A 16,669-nucleotide genomic window follows, 5' to 3' on the forward strand; every position below is an offset into this window, starting at 1 on the left:
TACGTAGGCTGTGAACCATGAGTACCTCCGTGCTTACTGGCGTGGCGTGGCCCTACACCAACGGGCCGCGGCACATTGGTCACGTCTCCGGAATCGGTGTCCCCTCGGACGTCTTCGCGCGGTACCACCGAATGTCCGGGAACAAGGTGCTCATGGTCTCCGGCAGCGACGAGCACGGAACCCCCATCCTGGTGCAGGCCGAGAAGGAGGGGATCACCCCGCGCGAGCTGGTGGACAAGTACCACCGGGTGATCGCCGAGGACATGCGTTCGCTCGGGGTCAGCTACGACCTCTACACCCGCACCACGACGGGGAACCACTACGCGGTGGTGCGCGACATCTTCCGCGCGCTGTACCACAACGGCTACATAGTTCCGCGCACCACCACGGGCGCGGTGAGTCCCTCCACGGGCCGCACCCTGCCGGATCGCTACATCGAGGGAACCTGCCCGATCTGCGACCAGGACGGGGCGCGCGGCGACCAGTGCGACAACTGCGGCAACCAGATCGACGCGGCCGAGCTGCGCAACCCCGTGTCCAGGATCAACGGTGAGACTCCACAGTTCGTGGAGACCGAGCACCTGTTCCTCGACCTGCCCGCGTTCACCGACTCGCTGGGCAAGTGGCTGTCCACGCGCACCGACTGGCGCTCCAACGTACTGAACTTCACGCGCAACCTCGTCGAGGACATGCGCCCCAGGCCGATCACCCGCGACCTGGACTGGGGGGTGCCGATCCCGCTCGAGGGCTGGGACGAGCCGTCGATGAAGCGGCTCTACGTCTGGTTCGACGCGGTGATCGGCTACTTCTCGGCCAGCGTCGAGTGGGCCCGCCGCTCCGGTGACCCGGAGGCGTGGCGCGCCTGGTGGAACGACCCGGAGGCCCTGCGGGTCTACTTCATGGGCAAGGACAACATCACGTTCCACGCCCAGATCTGGCCCACCCTGCTGATGGGGCACAACGGCTCGGGTGACCGGGGAGGCACGCCAGGTCCCTACGGGGAGCTCAACCTGCCCACCGAGATCGCCTCCAGCGAGTTCCTCACCATGACCGGGTCGAAGTTCTCCACCTCGCGGGGGACCGTGATCTACGTGCGGGACTTCGTGCGCGAGTTCGGCCCGGACGCGCTGCGCTACTTCATCTCGGCGGCGGGTCCCGAGACGCACGACGTGGACTTCACCTGGGAGGAGTTCGTCCGCCGGATCAACTTCGAGCTCGTCAACGAGTGGGGGAACCTGGTCAACCGCGCCGTCTCCCTGGCGGCCAAGAACGTGGGTGCTGTCCCCCAGCCGCGTGATACTCGGGAGGCGGACGAGGAGCTCAAGACCATGGCGCGCGGGGCCTTCGACGTGGTCGGGGGGCATCTGCGGCGGTCCCGCTTCCGCGCGGCCACCCACGAGGCCATGCGCGTGGTCACCGCGGCCAACAAGTACCTGTCCGAGCAGGAGCCCTGGAAGCGCAAGGACGACCCGGACCGGCGGGACACCATCCTGCACACCGCGCTGCAGGTGGTCTCGGACGCCAACACGCTGCTCACCCCGTTCCTGCCGCACTCGGCCCAGCGAGTTCACGAGCTGCTCGGCGGCAGCGGCACCTGGGCGGCCCAGCCGCGGATGGAGGACGTGGCCGATCTGGACGTGGCCGAGCGCTCCTACCCGATCCTGACGGGCGACTACTCCGCGGAGCAGGCGAGCTGGGAGTCCGAGCCGATCCCGGTCGGCAGGCCGTTGAGCAAGCCGACCCCGCTGTTCGGCAAGCTCGATCCCGAACTGGCCGAGACCGGTCCGGACTGGGCCCCGCTCCGCACCGATTGAGGTTTGCCGTTCTCCCCCGGCTCAGGTGGTTGCGTGGCGGAACCTCTCGCGGGCTCTCGCTGCGGGTGTCCCGACATCGGGTAGCGACCTGCACAACGTCTCCGGCCGTCCTCGCGAGAGCACCACGGGAGAACCCGCGGCGGCGCGAGCTGCTCGGGGCGTGTTCCGGCGCTCGCCGCGTCGGGAGCACTACGCCAGCCGTCGACGCACCGGCACCGGTACGGACCCGGTGAACGGCGCGGTCGTCTCCGTTCCGATGAACGTCTGCGAGGGGAAAGCGAAGTGAGCAAGGGCGACAAGCGAACACCGCCTCCGGCTCCGGAACCGCTTTCGGTTCCGGTGGTCGACGCGCACACCCATCTCGACGCCTGCGGTGCCTCGAGCGCCGAGGACGTCCACGGCATGGTGGACCGCGCCGAGGCCGCCGGGATCGGCCGCGTGGTGACGGTCGCCGACGATCTCGACTCGGCGCGCTGGACCGTGGAGGCCGCCCACTGGGACGAACGCGTCCACTCGGCCGTGGCGCTGCACCCGACCCGGGCGAAGGACTTCGGCGAGACCGAGCGGGAGACGTTGCGGGAGCTCGCGCGCGATCCGCGCGTGGTCGCGGTGGGGGAGACCGGGCTGGACTACTACTGGGACTTCTCCCCGCCCGAACCGCAGCAGGAGGCCTTCCGGTGGCACATCGGGCTGGCCAAGGAGACGGGCAAGCCGTTGATGATCCACGACCGGGACGCGCACGAGGACATCGTGCGCATCCTGGACGAGGAGGGCGCTCCCGAGACGGTGATCTTCCACTGCTTCTCCGGCGACGCCGAGTTCGCCCGCCGGTGCGTCGACGCGGGCTACGTCCTGTCCTTCGCCGGGACCGCGACGTTCCGCAATGCGAACGCGCGGGGACTCCGGGAGGCGGCGGCCTCGGTTCCGGCCGGGCAGATGCTGGTGGAGACGGACGCTCCGTTCCTCGCGCCGCACCCCTTCCGCGGACGTCCCAACGAACCGTACTGCGTGAATTACACCGTTCGTGACCTTGCCGAACTGCGCGGGGAGTCGGTCGAGGAACTGGCAGTGGCCGTGTCTACCACCGCCGAACGAGTGTTCCAACTCGATCGTGTAGTGGGTTCCTGAGTACTGATCACGCTTCGCAGGCAAAGAGGATCAGGTGCGAGCGCGTCGAGTTGCGCCGTGGCAGTGTGCTCCTACCGTCCATTGTGGAAGCCGGGATGGAGAGCCGACCGGGACGAGGGGTGGGCCGATCATCGCAGCGTACGGAGTTGTGATCGGCTGGGCATCCTCTCGGGAACCGCGCCGTCGCACTGGCTGACGACGGACGGCTCTCCGCGACCGGAAGCGCGGCGGAGAGGTTGCCATGACAACTCGGAGTGTCCTTCGCATCGTGATCGTCCTCGTGGCGGTGTCGACCACGGCCGCACCGGCCGCTGCCGTCGCCGAGCACCGGGAGAGCACCGGGGTGTGGGAACGACTGGCTCGATGCGAGTCCGGCGGCAACTGGCACATCAACACCGGGAACGGTTACTACGGGGGACTGCAGTTCATGCGCAGTACCTGGCGGGCCTACGGCGGCGAGCACTACGCCCACTACCCGCACCACGCCTCCAAGGGCGAGCAGATCGCCGTGGCGCGGAAGCTCCGCGCGGCTCACGGGGATTACGGGGCCTGGCCCGCGTGCGCCCGCGAGCTGGGGCTGCCGCGGTGACGATCGCTCGTGCTCGCGGAGACGGCATCGTCCGAAGGTGCGAAAAAGTATTATCAAAACAATCGAACCGGTCACGCTTGGTGTCGAGATCTGCGCGTAATGGGACGTGAAATCGGATCGGTTCCCGCGGTCTTGCCCGATCGGGTGAGTGTTTCCGATACCACTTGCGCAGGGGTGCCGATTTTCGGTCCGGTAACTCGGATCACAACGATTTCGTTGTCCTTGGCAGCACGCAGATCATCACGCTAGAGTCTCGAACTCGTAAACCGATGACGACGGTCATGGATTACGCCCGCAGTCTTCGCCGGTGTACGTCGGGGTAGTTCCGCTGGCGCGGTCCGGGTCGAAAGTGGACGCGGAAGCGGCAGTGGACTATGGCGGCGCTGGCTACGGGAGTCGGATACGGACACGAAGCACGAAGGTTGCGTGCCCGCCGGGGGGATCAGGACGTTGATTCGACGTGCCGGACCAACCCGCCCGGGTGCGCCTTCCCGCCTTCGGGAGGTAACGACCCTGTGAACGAACGCGGCTATTTCGGTCGGAACGCTTCGATCGACCACCACTCCGCCCACTGGGGTGACTCGCTCGACGGAACCGACTGGTTCACCCCCGCTGTCGCGCCCGAGACGCGCACCGCCGTCGGTGTGCTGGACCGCCCAGAGGAGCAGACCCGAACCCACCAGCCCTATCCGGCTCAGGAGGATCACCCGAGCATGCCCTCGGGGACCCTCAGCATCACCCCCGAGGACGTTTACGCGGTGCTCGGCCCCGACGTCGAGGACCTGATGGCCGACGCCGACCTCGACGTCGACGAGCTCATCCAGCTGCTCAACGCCGAGACGACGGTCATGCCCCCGCTCTCGCTGCCCGAGACGCTGGGAGCCGAGGAGAGCCTCGAGGAACCGTCCCCGGAAGTCGCCGAGGCGATCAGCACCTGGAAGCGCCGTTTCCTCAAGAGCGCGGTGGCCGCCGTCGTGCTCTCCATCGGAGGTACCGGTGGTGCCGCCGCCGCGATGGACAAGTCCGTCACCCTCGAGGTCGACGGCCAGGAGCACCAGGTCAGCACCTACGAGTCGACCGTGGGCGAGGTGCTCGAGGACGAGGGCATCGAGGTCGACAAGCACGACGCGCTGAGCCCGTCGCTCGACTCCAAGATCTCGCAGGGCGACACCATCACCCTCGATCAGGGCCGGAAGATCGAGCTCACCGTCGACGGCGAGACCCGCGAGGAGTGGGTCCGCTCGGTGACCGTCGGACAGGCGCTCCGGCAGCTCGGCGTCCCCACGGACGGTTCCTGGGTGTCGGCCAAGCGGACCATGCAGGTCCCGGAGGACGGCATGAACTTGGAGGTCAAGACCTCCAAGTCGATCAGTGTCGTCGACGGCGGCGAGGAGCCGCGCCAGCTGACCACCACGGCGGTGACCGTTGACGAGCTGCTGCGCCAGCAGGGCATCAAGGTCGACGGCGACGACGAGGTCACCCCGGGCGGGAACAAGAAGATCACCGACGGTGCCGAGGTGCGGATCGACCGCACCAGCACCTCCACGATCAACGTCCGCGAGCCGATCGAGCCCCCGGTCAAGGAGATCGTGGACGACACGATGCTCAAGGGCGAGCGCAAGGTCGAGAAGCAGGGGCAGGCCGGCGAGAAGATCGTCTTCTTCCGCGTGACCAAGCACAACGGCGACGAGGTCAAGCGCGAGTCCATCGACGAGCGCGTGGCCAAGGAGGCCGAGCCGAAGGTCGTCCGGGTCGGCGGCAAGGAGCCCCCGAACAGCGGTGTCTGGGACAAGCTGGCCCAGTGCGAGTCCGGCGGCAACTGGCACATCAACACCGGCAACGGCTACTACGGCGGCATCCAGTTCGACAAGTCGACCTGGAACGCCTACGGCGGCGATCAGTACGCCGCCTATCCCCACCAGGCGACGCGGGAGCAGCAGATCGCGATCGCGAGCAAGGTCCGCGACGAGCGCGGGGGCTACGGCGCCTGGCCGTCCTGCGCGTCGCAGCTCGGCCTGACCTGATCCCCGCCCGGAGCGGGAGCGAATCCGCTCGTGAAGCGTTCCGGGCCCGGGCGGTGCCTCTCCGCCCGGGCCCGTTCTCGTTCCCGCCGAGCCGGCTGGGTGGTCACCGCTTCGGCGGGTGGACGGACTCGATGACGAAGCCGCTCCGCGGACGAGCGGGCACGCGGCGCAGGGAGATCGTCAGGTCCTGCTCCGGAACCTCGTACTCCAGTCGGGCCAAGCGGGGGACGAGAGCCCGCAGCAGCGCGCGGGTCGCGTCCTCGCCCGGGCACCGGTGCGAGGTGTCCGGATCACCGCCTCCCTGGGGAACCAGCTCGTCGCGGTCGACCGGGCGGTCGAGGAAGCGTCGCGGATCGAACGCGTAGGGGTCCTTCCACAGCGCGGGGTCGTGGTTCTGCCCGTACAGGTCGAGCAGCACGAGGGTGCCCGCCGGGATCGGTTCGCCGTGCCAGCTCAGGTCCCGCACCGCTCTGCCGCCGACGAACGGTGCGAACGGGTAGAAGCGGCGGACCTCCTGGACGAAGCCCTCGGTGCGGGCGGGATCGTCCGCGCCCAGCGGCTCCCGGTGGGCGGGCCAGCGGTGCAGCGCGTGCGCGGCGAACGTGAGGAACCAGCACACGGCGACGGTGGGCCGGATGACGTTGAGCAGCTCCACCGCGGCGACGCGGGGGCTCAGCGCTGTTCCGTCGGAGTCGTGGTGCCGAGCGACCACGTCGACGGCGGAGTTCCGCGGCACGGTTCTCCTGCCCGAGCGCACGTCCTCGATCAGGCGTGCCAGCCGGTCCTGCTGACGTCTGCGGGCCGACCGGGCTCGCCAGTGGCGCGGGCCGCCGGTGGCGAACCCGTCGACCAGGGAGACCAGGTCGTGGGCGGTGGGGCGCACCTCGTCGTCGCTCAGCGGGATGCCCGCCCAGCGGCAGACCCCTCGGGTGAGCACGCTGCTCGCCTCGTCGAACAGCACCACCCGCGGGCGGTCCCTCCAGGAGGAGCTCTCCTCGTCCCACGCGGCGGTGACGGCCTCGACGAGCTCGTTCGTGCTGCCCGCCTCGCGCACCAGGGAGCCGAAGATCGCTCTGCGCGTGCGGTGGGCGGGTCCGTCGAGGGTGTGCACGGCTTCGTGGCCGAACAGCGTGCTCAGCACCGGCTCCGGCACGGCCGTGCTCCTGCTCACGTTCTGCTCGTCGTAGAACAGGCGCACCGCCTCGGGGCCGCGCAGACCCACCGCGTGCTGCCCCAGCAGCCGGGTGCGGACGAGGGGGCCTGCCGCGTTGTTCCAGCGGGAGGGCAACCAGGCGTAGCCCTCGGTGAGCACGGCCGGCGTGCTGTCGGTGATGGGAACACGAGGTGACTTCATGCGAGCGCACTGCCCGCTGCCGATCGTGCTGAAACGCGCGTCGGGCGAATGTCGGCGGATGGGATGACGCGCTGCCCGCGAGCGAACCCGCGCGAGCCGGGCCGAGACGGCCCTACTAGGTTCGGTCGGGTGGAGCAGCGACCGCAGGCAGCGCGGCTGCTCGGCCCCGCCGAGGTGCGCGGACTGGCCGAGCAGCTCGGACTGCGTCCGACCAAGAAGCTGGGTCAGAACTTCGTGCACGACCCGAACACGGTGCGCCGCATCGTCGACACCTCCGAGGTGGGACCCGAGGACGTGGTTCTCGAGGTCGGTCCGGGGATCGGCTCGCTGACCCTCGCGCTGCTCTCCGCGGCCGGCTCGGTGACCGCGGTGGAGGTGGATTCCGCGCTGGCGGAACGGTTGCCCGGCACCGTGGCCGAGCACGCCCCCGCCCTGGTCGACAACCTGCGGGTGCTGTGCGCCGACGCCCTGCGGTTGACGGCGGAGGAGGCCTCCGCGGGGAACGGCCCTCCCACGGCGCTGGTCGCCAACCTGCCGTACAACGTGGCCGTTCCCGTGGTGCTGCACCTGCTCGCGGAGCTGCCGAGCCTGCGGCACGGTCTGGTCATGGTCCAGTCCGAGGTCGCCGACCGGATGGCCGCCGGACCGGGCGGTCGCAGTTACGGCGCGCCGAGCGCGAAGTCGGCGTGGTTCGCCTCCGTGCGGCGCGCCGGGGCGGTGTCCCGCAACGTTTTCTGGCCGGTGCCGAACGTGGATTCCGGCCTGGTCGCTTTCACCAGGCGCGAGCCTCCTTCGGAGGTGCCGCGCGATCGCGTTTTCGCCGTGGTGGAGGCCGCGTTCGCGCAGCGCCGCAAGACCCTCCGCTCGGCGCTGGCCGGGTGGGCCGGTTCGCCCGCGCGGGCGGAGGAACTGCTGCGGGCCGCCGGGATCGATCCCGCCGCGCGGGGGGAGCAGCTGTCCATAGCCGAGTTCGCCTCCGTCGCGGCTGCCGCTGAACAGCGCTAGTCGGTCGGTCCGCCCGTCCCGGGCGCGCTGCCGGGGCGTTCGGCGTCACGCTCCGCTGTTGGGGCGGCCCGCTGCGCGGGTGGGGACTCCACCGGGGTGCACGACCACTCTCGTGGGATTTCGCTGCGCGAGGGCATGTACGCGCGGTCGTGTTCCCGGCCTCGGCTCACTCCGCTGTGTGAGTGATGAATGCGACAAACAGCGGAAAGTGACTGACATCAACTTGCATTCGCGGTCTTCGATGATGTCTACTCTCGTGCGGAGTCCATCCTGAGCGGCTGAGAGATCTGGCTCGAAGACGCCGCAGCAACCACCCGGAGCGGGCAGGTGCTACAGCCAGGAACGATGGAGTTGATTTGTCTCTAAGTTCCACCGCCACCGCGAGGGCGCAGCCCGTGGCAACCCGCCTCGGCTTGACGGAGCGCCGTGTCGTCGACCTCGAGCGTCGTACTACGACCGCCTGTCGGCGCCGCGCCTGAATCCCCGTACTGGCCCCTGGTTCCCTCCCCAAACCGGCTGCGTGCGATGAAGCACGTCCTCACGCCGGGGTGAGCTGAAGCGGAGTTCGATCGTGATCACTGTCGAAAACCTGAGCAAGTCCTTCACCCAGAACAACACCCGTGTAACCGCGCTCGACGACGTGAGCCTCGAAGTCCCGGACGGCACCGTCTGCGGGGTCGTCGGAACCAGTGGTGCGGGCAAGTCCACCCTGGCGCGCTGCATCTCGCTGCTGGAGAAGCCGGACAGCGGAGCCATCCGGGTGGACGGCACGGACCTGGCCTCCCTGGACGGCAGCAGGCTCCGTGCGGCTCGGCGCCAGATCGGGGTCGTCCCCCAGGGGGACTCGCTGCTGCGGCAGCGCACCGCGGCGGGCAACGTCGCCCTCCCGCTCGAGTCGGCCAAGGTGCCCGCGGCGCAACGGCGCAGCAGGGTGGCCGAGCTGCTGGACCTCGTGGGACTGAGCGACAAGGCCTCGGTCTACCCCGATCACCTCTCCGGGGGGCAGCGTCAACGAGTCGCCGTCGCCCGCGCGCTGGCGGCGAAGCCCTCGGTGCTGCTGGCCGACGAGCCCACCTCCGCGCTGGACCCCAGCACCACGGACTCGGTGTTGACGGTGCTGGACCGCGCTCGCTCCGAGCTGGGGGTGACCGTGCTGGTCGTCACCCACGACATGGCCGTGGTGCGGCGCATCGCCGACGACGTCGCGGTGCTGGAGGAGGGCAGCGTGGTCGAGCACGGCAAGGTGCTGGACCTCGTTTCCGAGCCGGGCAGTCGGATCGGTTCCACGCTGCTGCCCGAGACCGACCAGGCGGAGCTGGTTCGCTCGCCCAGCGGGGAGCACGACGTGACCGCCGAGGTCGTGCTGGTCGGTTTCGCGGCCGTGGGCGCTCTGCTGCCGGAGGCCTCGAGCCGGTTCGGGGTGGAACTGTCCATTCTCGGCGGTGGATTGACGCGGCTCGGGGACACACCGGTCGCCAAGTTCCGTATCGGGCTGTCCGGTGAACGTTCCGAGTCCGCGCTGAAGTGGATGATCGAGCGCGATGCGCACGTGCGCCGCGCTCCCGTGAGCGTTGATGGAGTTGCCGCGTGACTGAAGTGACCCCCTGGTCGGAGGTCTTCGAACTGGCACGTCCCGCGACGATCGAGACCATCTACATGGTGCTGGTTTCGACGTTGATCGGCGTGCTGGGCGGATTACCGCTGGGTGTGTGGCTGCACCTGACCTCACCGGCCGGGTTGAGCCCCATGCCCGTGTTGCACCGGATCATCAGCGCTGTCGTGGACGTGGTCCGCTCGGTCCCGTTCGTGGTGCTGCTTGTGGTGGTCGCCTCGCTCAGCAGGCTGCTGGTCGGAAGCGCCATCGGAAGCACCGCCACGATCGTGCCGCTGTCCATCGCGGCGATCCCGTTCTTCGCGCGGCTGGCCTCGAACGCGCTGCGCGAAGTGGACTCCACAGTGGTGGAGGCCGCGGTCACCACCGGAGCGGGCAAACCGCGGATCGTGTGGACCGTCCTGCTGAGCGAGGCCCGTTCGGCGCTGGTCAGCGCGGTCGGAGTGACCATGCTGGCCCTGATCGGCTACGCCGCCATGGCCGGAGCCATCGGCGGCGGCGGACTGGGTTCCATGGCGATCCAGAACGGGTACTACGCCTACGACGACAGAGTGCTGTACACCTCCGTTGTCCTGCTCGGCGTGCTGGCCTGGGGGATGCAGCTGCTCACCGACTGGGTGACCAAGCTCGTCGACCGGCGTCGGTCCCTGGCCAACGTCTGACCGACAGCGGGCCGCTGGGAGCTCTCCCGGCCCGCGACCACGAAGAACTTCCCGTCCGATGGGGCCCGCGCGTGCCTCGTGAAGCGCCCGCGGGGCCTCCGCTCGAGCGAGCGGTGGTGCTCGCGCGCCACCGGAAACGAATCCCGAAGGGATGAACATGCGTACCAGAAGAGTTCTTGCCTCCTTGATCGCCGTGTGCGGGCTGGCGCTGGCCGGCTGCTCGGGCGGTACGGCGGCGCAGGACGACCCGAACGCGGCGATCAAGGTCGGTGTCACGCCCCAGCCGCACGGCGAGATCCTGGAGTACGTCAAGAACAACCTCGCCGAGGACGAGGGCGTCAAGATCGAGCTCCAGCGGTTCAGCGACTACAACCGGCCGAACGCCGCTGTGGCCAACGGTTCGCTGGACGCCAACTACTACCAGCACAAGCCCTTCCTGAGGGAGTACAAGTCCGAGCGCGGCGGCGACCTGCACTGGGTCGGTGGCGTGCACCTCGAGCCGCTGGGGATCTACTCCGACAAGCACGACTCGGTGCAGGACATTCCGGAGGGAGCCTCCCTGGCGATCCCCAACGACCCGAGCAACAGGGGGCGTGCGCTGAACCTGCTCCAGGAGCAGGGGCTGCTCAAGCTCAAGGAGGGCGCCGAGCAGGAGGCCGAGGTCCGCGACATCGCCGAGAACCCGAAGAACCTCGAGATAAGGACGCTGAAGGCCGCGCAGCTCCCGCGCACCCTGGGTGACGTGCAGGCCGCCGTGATCAACGGCAACTACGCGCTCAAGGCGAACCTCGACGACCCGCTGGCCCTCGAGTCCACCGAGAACAACCCGTACGTCAACGGTGTCGTCACCAACTCGCAGATGCAGGACGACCCGCGGGTCAACAAGCTCGTCGAGATGCTGCAGTCCCAGCAGGTGAAGGACTTCATCAAGCGCGAGTACGGAGGCAAGTCGGTCATTCCGGCCAGCTGATCTGCCGGTTGACCTCGGTCGATCCCGGACGGGCGCGAGCGCACACGACTCGCTTGCCAGCTCGCGCGCCACGGGCTGTTTCGAACACGTACCCTGGGAGTCGTGCTGTCCGTGGTACCTACCCCGATCACCGTCCGGGTTCCGGCCAAGTTGAACCTGCACCTCTCGGTCGGCGACAGTCGCTCGGACGGTTACCACGAGTTGGTGACCGTTTTCCAGGCGCTGTCGCTGATCGACGAGGTCACGATACGGGCCTCCGACGAGCCCGGTCTCGAAGTGCACGGAGAAGGCGCCGACTCCACGCCGACCGGTGCGGACAACCTGGCCTGGCGGGCGGTCGGTGAGCTCGCCCGCGCCAGTGGTCGCGACCCCGAGGACCCGGGGGTGCGGATCTCGCTGAACAAGGGCATCCCCGTGGCGGGCGGGATGGGCGGCGGCAGTTCCGACGCTGCCGCCACGCTGCTCGCGTTGAACTCGCTGTGGCGGCTGGAGATGGGACGCGACGAGCTCGCCGAGGTCGCAGGTGCGCTCGGCAGCGACGTCCCCTTCGCCCTGCAGGGAGGCACCGCGCTGGGCACCGGGCGCGGTGAACGTCTGGTGCCGGTGCTGGCCAGGCACACCTACCACTGGGTGATCGCGCTCCACGAGGACGGGCTGCGCACCCCGGAGGTCTACGGGGAGCTGGACCGGCTGCGCCGCAACTCGGGCAGCCGGGTGGGTGACGTCGAACCGGTGCTGGAGGCGCTGGCCTCCGGGGACCCGCGGGAGCTCGCGCTGCTGCTCGGAAACGATCTGCAGGCCGCGGCGGTCTCGTTGCGCCCGGTGCTTCGGCGCACCCTGCGGGCCGGTGTGGACGCGGGAGCCCTCGCCGGGATCGTCTCCGGATCGGGTCCGACCTGCGCTTTCCTGTGCACGGACGCGGACGAGGCGGTCCGGGTGGCCGCGGAGCTCTCCGGGGCAGGGGTGTGCCGGACGGTACGTGTGGCTCAGGGACCGGTGCCGGGGGCGCGGTTGGTCGGCGACGAGCGAACCGACCGACCCACCCCACCACAGGTCCACGCTTGAAATGCGCGGTCCCGCCGGGACCGCTCACCGCCTTTTGTGGCGCATTCGCCGTAGTAAACGGAGAGACTCACCCCCGATGGCCAACCTGATCAACCTGGAGTCGGTCGAGAAGAGCTACGGCGTCCGGCCGCTGCTGGACGGCGTTTCGCTCGGTGTGACCGAAACCGACCGCATCGGGGTCGTCGGCCTCAACGGTGGGGGCAAGACGACCCTGCTCGAAGTGCTGACCGGCCTCGAAGAACCCGACGCCGGACGTGTCAGCCAGGCGCGCGACCTGCGCAGCGCTGTCGTCACCCAGCGCACCGACCTGCCCGAGGACGCGACGGTGCGCAACGCCGTGCTCGACCCGCGGGGATTCACCGAGGAGTACGAGTGGGCCGCCGACCCCAGGGTGCGTTCGATACTCAACGGGCTCGGCATGACCAGCCTGGGGCTGGAGACGAAGGCCACCGAGCTGTCCGGGGGCGAACGGCGCAGGGTCGCGCTGGCGGCGGCGCTGGTGCGCGAGCTCGACGTCCTCGTGCTGGACGAGCCGACCAACCACCTGGACATCGAAGGGGTGCGCTGGCTGGCCGACCACCTGCTGGCACGTCGCTGCGCGCTGGTGATCGTCACCCACGACCGCTGGTTCCTCGACGCGGTCTGCAACCGCACCTGGGAAGTCGTCGACGGCAAGGTGGAGCAGTACGAGGGCGGCTACGCCGACTGGGTCTACGCCCGGGCGGAGCGGGCCAGGCTCGCGCAGCAGGCCGAGGAGAAGCGCCGCAACCTGGCCCGCAAGGAGCTGGCCTGGCTGCAGCGCGGGGCGAAGGCCCGCACCTCCAAACCGAAGTTCCGGGTGGAGGCGGCCGAGTCCCTGATCGCCGACGTCCCGGAACCCAGGGACACCGTGGAACTGGTCTCCTTCGCCAAGCGGAGGCTGGGCAAGACCGTCATCGAGCTGGAGGACGTCGACCTCGCGGTGGACGACCGCAAGCTGCTGGACGACGTGACCTGGCGGCTCGGACCGGGGGACCGCGTCGGCGTGGTCGGCGTGAACGGTTCGGGCAAGACGACCCTGCTGCGCCTGCTGGCGGGCGAGCGGGAACCGGACTCCGGCAAGCGGGTCGAGGGCAAAACGGTCCGGCTGGCCCACCTGACCCAGGAGCTGCACGATCTGCCCGGCCAGTGGCGCGTGCTCGAGGCGATCGAGGACGTCGCCTCCCACGTGCAGCTCGGCAAGTACGAGCTGAGCGCCTCGCAGCTGGGTGAGCGGTTCGGCTTCGGCAAGGGCAGGCAGTGGACGAGGGTCGGTGATCTCTCCGGCGGGGAGCGGCGCAGGCTCCAGCTGGCCAGGTTGCTGATGGGTGAGCCCAACGTGCTGGTGCTGGACGAGCCGACCAACGACCTCGACATCGACACCCTGCAGCAGCTGGAGGACCTGCTGGACGGCTGGCCGGGTACCCTGGTCGTCGTCTCGCACGATCGCTACCTGATCGAACGCGTCTGCGACCACGTGGTCGCGCTGTTCGGGGACGGCGGTATCACCCACCTGCCCGGCGGCATCGACGAGTACCTGCAGCACCGGCAGTCGCTGCTGGAGTCCGGCGACCAGAACCTCGGCAAGCAGGCGCAGCAGCAGGAGAGCAAGTCCGGCAAGGGATCATCCGGCCGGTCCGGCTCGGAGGAGCGGGCCGCGCGCAAGGAGATGTCGCGGGTGGAGCGCCAACTGGACAAGCTCTCCGATCGGGAGCAGAACCTGCACACCGAGCTGGCCGAGGCCGCGAACGATCCGGACCAGCTGCAGAAGCTGAACTCCCAGTTGCAGCAGCTGCGCGAGCAGAAGGACGAGCTCGAGAACAGGTGGATGGAGCTCGCCGAGCAGCTGAGCTGATACCGCTGAGCTGATACCGGTTCTGCGCTGCTTCGCCGGGTTCGCGCGGGTTCCGGCCGGAGCCCCGACCGGAGGCGTCGCACCGCTGAACCCCCCCGGGCGCGTCTCGGCCCGGTCTCCTCGGCGCGCGAGGAGACCGGGCCGACTCACGACGTGCCGGGATTCAGAGGACGTCGATTTCGGCGGGGATGCCGAGAACGTGACCCACCGTCTCCTGGCTGTTCTCGGTGGCCAGCTCGATCGGGTTCTGCAGCTGGTACTGCGCGCCCTGCGGCGGGAAGTTGTCGAGCTTGCCGAGCATCTCGGCCGGGTTCTTCGTGGTCAGGACGAGGGGTTCCTGCGGCGCTGAGCGCGGGGCCACCCGCTCCCGCAGTCCCTCGGGCGGGTTCTCGATCGTGATGTTCAAGTCGAGGAACACGGTCTGCTCGAACTTCGGCGGGAACTTCTGGCTCATGGTCAGCGAAGCCTTCGGCGTGGAGCTCTGCTCGACGTGGACCTCCCCGAGACCCTGCTGGGCAGCGGTGGCCTGCCGCGGGGCGGAGCTGTGGTCCGGGGAAATCGAGTGCGCCGTCAGATTCCGGACATCGATGGCGGTGGTCGATCCGGGAACCACCGGGGGAGTGCCCTCCATGATCACCGTTCCCGTCAGCGGAATCGCGAAGTTCTGGTTGCCCAGCTCGAGTTCCATTCCGGACGAGCTGAAGGCCAGTTTCTCGACGCCCTGCTGCGAGCTCGGCTCCGCTGCGCGCGGGGACTCCGCCGGGGAGGACTCCGGAGTCGTGGCCAGCGCCGCGGGCGTCGCCGGTGCGACGGTCAGGGCGAGCACACCGGTCACGCCGACGACGGCGCGGCGAAGCATACGACGATTCCGCAACACGATTGCTCCTCGCATTCTGGTCCGAGCGGTGCTTGGGACAACCAGAATGCTGGTGAGGAGACCGCGCCCCCTACAAGAAGTGATCCACTATCGAGGACCACCGTCATTCTTTCCAGCCACCGACGGCTACTCGTCGGAACCGGAAACCGCACCGTTCGAGCCACGGCGCTGCGGTGCACCGCGCTGCGGTTCCCGTCGTGGAGGCCGAGCAGCGGAACGGAGACCCCTCGGTCAGTGGAACTCGTTCTGCGCCGCTTCCAGACCCTTCTGCGCCAGCGCGGTCACCGCGTCCGCGCAGCGGTCGACGAAGAACCCCAGTTCGGAGCGCTCGGCGCGGGAGAAGTCGCGCAGCACGTAGTCGGCCGGATCCATCCGGCCCGGCGGGCGGTCCACGCCGAAACGCACCCGCAGGTAGTCGCGGGTGCCGAGGGACTTGCTGATCGAGCGCAGACCGTTGTGCCCGTTCTCGCCGCCACCGCGCTTGAGCCGCACGGTGCCGTAGGCCAGGTCCAGCTCGTCGTGGATCACGATCACCGACTCGGGCGGGACCTTGTAGAAGCGGGCGGCCCCGGCGACGGGACCACCGGACAGGTTCATCAGCGAACGGGACTTCGCCAGCGCCGCGCGAGTGCCGTCGAGCCTGCCCTCGGCGACGTCGGCCCCGGACTTGTGCCGCTTGAACTTGCCGCCGATGCGCTCGGCCAGCTCGTCGGCCACCAGGAAACCCACGTTGTGCCGGTTGCCCGCGTAGCGCGGTCCCGGATTGCCCAGCCCCACGATCAGGGCGAGCTGGTCGGAGCCTTCACTGCCCGGTGTAGTCACGAGAACCTCGGATTCGTACTTGCCGAGAGCGCGGCCGCGCGGGTCCACCCGCGCGGCCGCGCTCGTCGAAGGTGAGAACCGCTGCGATCACTCGTTCGCGGTCTCGGAGGCCTCCTCGACCATACCGGCACCACTGGTGTCGATCTCGGACTCCATGTCGGCCTCGCTCGGGGCCTCGGCCACGAGGACGACCAGGACGTCCTCGCCGCTCTGCAGCGTCGCGCCGCGAGGCATGGTCAGGTCCGGGGCGTGGATCTGGGTGCCCGCCTCGGCGTCCTGGATCGAGACCTCGATCTGCTCCGGGATGTTCATGGCGTCGGCCTCGACCTGGACCTCGTTGGTGTCCTGGGTGACCAGGGTCCCGGGGGCGGCCTCGCCGGTGATCACGACGGGCACGTTGACCGTGACCTTCTCACCGCGGTTGACCAGCAGCAGGTCCACGTGCTCGAGGTAGTTCTTGGTCGGGTGGCTGGTGACCGACTTGCACAGCGCGGTCTCGTTCTCGTCGCCCTCGATCTCGAGGGTCAGCACCGCGTTGCGGCCGTTCTCGCGGAGAACCCTGGCGAACTCGACCGTGGGCAGGGAGAGGTGCTTCGGCTCGGAACCGTGGCCGTAGAGCACCGCGGGGACCTTGCCCGCACGACGAGTCCTGCGCGCGGCTCCCTTGCCGAACTCGGTGCGCTTTTCCACTGCGAGACGTACTTCGGACACGGTGACGTACTCCTTGGCGTCGGGCTGACGTGCATCAGTCGCTGACCTGCGGCGGCGCGACGCGCGACTGGTGTGGTGGAACGGAGCGTCGAACGCTCACCGGAGTCCGAACCGGGGCCGATGCGCCGACGGAACCGCCGGCGATCGCCAGCCGCCACGCCGA

14 protein-coding genes and 1 riboswitch are annotated in these 16,669 nt (G+C 69.2%); of the genes, 10 read left to right on the plus strand and 4 right to left on the minus strand.

Annotation, left to right across the window (positions count from 1 at the left end; all coding sequences use genetic code 11):
* The first annotated feature begins 17 nt into the window (after positions 1-17).
* From metG to G9Q41_RS21815, 4 genes are all read left to right on the plus strand, one after another.
* A complete protein-coding gene (metG, locus tag G9Q41_RS06890) occupies positions 18-1,814 on the plus strand; it encodes a methionine--tRNA ligase (protein ID WP_165631758.1) in 1,797 nt (598 codons plus the stop codon).
* 282 nt (positions 1,815-2,096) lie between these two features.
* The gene (locus G9Q41_RS06895) at positions 2,097-2,942 is read left to right on the plus strand and encodes a TatD family hydrolase (protein ID WP_092526406.1); all 846 of its coding nucleotides are present in this window, start codon (positions 2,097-2,099) and stop codon (positions 2,940-2,942) included.
* A 241-nt stretch (positions 2,943-3,183) separates the two neighbouring features.
* A complete protein-coding gene (locus G9Q41_RS06900) occupies positions 3,184-3,531 on the plus strand; it encodes a transglycosylase family protein (RefSeq protein ID WP_092526409.1) in 348 nt (115 codons plus the stop codon).
* Positions 3,532-4,046: 515 nt separating this feature from the next.
* Entirely contained in the window at positions 4,047-5,555 is a 1,509-nt protein-coding gene (locus G9Q41_RS21815) for a resuscitation-promoting factor (protein ID WP_165631757.1), read from the plus strand.
* Positions 5,556-5,658: 103 nt separating this feature from the next.
* On the opposite strand, the gene G9Q41_RS06910 is transcribed toward G9Q41_RS21815, so the two are convergent.
* Complete coding sequence (locus G9Q41_RS06910) at positions 5,659-6,909, minus strand: cytochrome P450 (protein ID WP_092526414.1); 1,251 nt, start codon at positions 6,907-6,909, stop codon at positions 5,659-5,661.
* Between the two features lie 129 nt (positions 6,910-7,038).
* Here G9Q41_RS06910 and rsmA point away from each other — a divergent pair, with 129 nt between their 5' ends.
* The 6 genes from rsmA (at position 7,039) to G9Q41_RS06940 (ending at position 14,096) form a co-directional block, all read left to right on the plus strand.
* Complete coding sequence (gene rsmA, locus G9Q41_RS06915; protein WP_165631756.1) at positions 7,039-7,914, plus strand: 16S rRNA (adenine(1518)-N(6)/adenine(1519)-N(6))-dimethyltransferase RsmA; 876 nt, start codon at positions 7,039-7,041, stop codon at positions 7,912-7,914.
* Positions 7,915-8,176: 262 nt separating this feature from the next.
* Positions 8,177-8,266: riboswitch (SAM riboswitch) on the plus strand.
* 219 nt (positions 8,267-8,485) lie between these two features.
* Positions 8,486-9,505, plus strand: a complete 1,020-nt coding sequence (locus G9Q41_RS06920; protein ID WP_092526417.1) for a methionine ABC transporter ATP-binding protein — start codon at positions 8,486-8,488, stop codon at positions 9,503-9,505.
* Entirely contained in the window at positions 9,502-10,188 is a 687-nt protein-coding gene (locus G9Q41_RS06925) for an ABC transporter permease subunit (RefSeq protein WP_092526420.1), read from the plus strand. Before G9Q41_RS06920 ends, G9Q41_RS06925 begins: the two co-directional genes overlap by 4 nt.
* A gap of 157 nt (positions 10,189-10,345) precedes the next feature.
* Entirely contained in the window at positions 10,346-11,158 is an 813-nt protein-coding gene (locus G9Q41_RS06930) for a MetQ/NlpA family ABC transporter substrate-binding protein (protein ID WP_165631755.1), read from the plus strand.
* A 111-nt stretch (positions 11,159-11,269) separates the two neighbouring features.
* The gene (locus G9Q41_RS06935) at positions 11,270-12,223 is read left to right on the plus strand and encodes a 4-(cytidine 5'-diphospho)-2-C-methyl-D-erythritol kinase (RefSeq protein ID WP_092528004.1); all 954 of its coding nucleotides are present in this window, start codon (positions 11,270-11,272) and stop codon (positions 12,221-12,223) included.
* Between the two features lie 76 nt (positions 12,224-12,299).
* Complete coding sequence (locus G9Q41_RS06940; RefSeq protein WP_165631753.1) at positions 12,300-14,096, plus strand: ABC-F family ATP-binding cassette domain-containing protein; 1,797 nt, start codon at positions 12,300-12,302, stop codon at positions 14,094-14,096.
* Between the two features lie 163 nt (positions 14,097-14,259).
* Here the strand turns inward: G9Q41_RS06940 and G9Q41_RS06945 are convergent, their stop codons facing one another.
* The 3 genes from G9Q41_RS06945 to G9Q41_RS06955 all read right to left on the minus strand — a co-directional run bounded on the left by G9Q41_RS06945 (position 14,260) and on the right by G9Q41_RS06955 (position 16,506).
* Complete coding sequence (locus tag G9Q41_RS06945) at positions 14,260-14,973, minus strand: hypothetical protein (RefSeq protein ID WP_165631752.1); 714 nt, start codon at positions 14,971-14,973, stop codon at positions 14,260-14,262.
* Between the two features lie 231 nt (positions 14,974-15,204).
* On the minus strand, positions 15,205-15,795 hold the full coding sequence (pth, locus tag G9Q41_RS06950) for an aminoacyl-tRNA hydrolase (RefSeq protein ID WP_092528007.1): 591 nt from the start codon (positions 15,793-15,795) through the stop codon (positions 15,205-15,207).
* Between the two features lie 87 nt (positions 15,796-15,882).
* Positions 15,883-16,506, minus strand: coding sequence for a 50S ribosomal protein L25/general stress protein Ctc (locus G9Q41_RS06955; protein WP_092526429.1), 624 nt, complete (start codon positions 16,504-16,506; stop codon positions 15,883-15,885).
* Between the last annotated feature and the right edge of the window lie 163 nt (positions 16,507-16,669).

Source organism: Actinopolyspora sp. BKK2, assembly GCF_011291845.1.
Taxonomy (GTDB): domain Bacteria; phylum Actinomycetota; class Actinomycetes; order Mycobacteriales; family Pseudonocardiaceae; genus Actinopolyspora; species Actinopolyspora saharensis.

What these genes read in the sequence shown, in the direction of transcription:
- metG (WP_165631758.1), top strand. Translation starts at nt 18, where the DNA reads ATGAGTACCTCCGTGCTTACTGGCGTGGCGTGGCCCTACACCAACGGG.
- G9Q41_RS06900 (WP_092526409.1), top strand. Translation starts at nt 3,184, where the DNA reads ATGACAACTCGGAGTGTCCTTCGCATCGTGATCGTCCTCGTGGCGGTG.
- G9Q41_RS06910 (WP_092526414.1), bottom strand. Translation starts at nt 6,909, where the DNA reads ATGAAGTCACCTCGTGTTCCCATCACCGACAGCACGCCGGCCGTGCTC.
- G9Q41_RS06930 (WP_165631755.1), top strand. Translation starts at nt 10,346, where the DNA reads ATGCGTACCAGAAGAGTTCTTGCCTCCTTGATCGCCGTGTGCGGGCTG.
- G9Q41_RS06940 (WP_165631753.1), top strand. Translation starts at nt 12,300, where the DNA reads ATGGCCAACCTGATCAACCTGGAGTCGGTCGAGAAGAGCTACGGCGTC.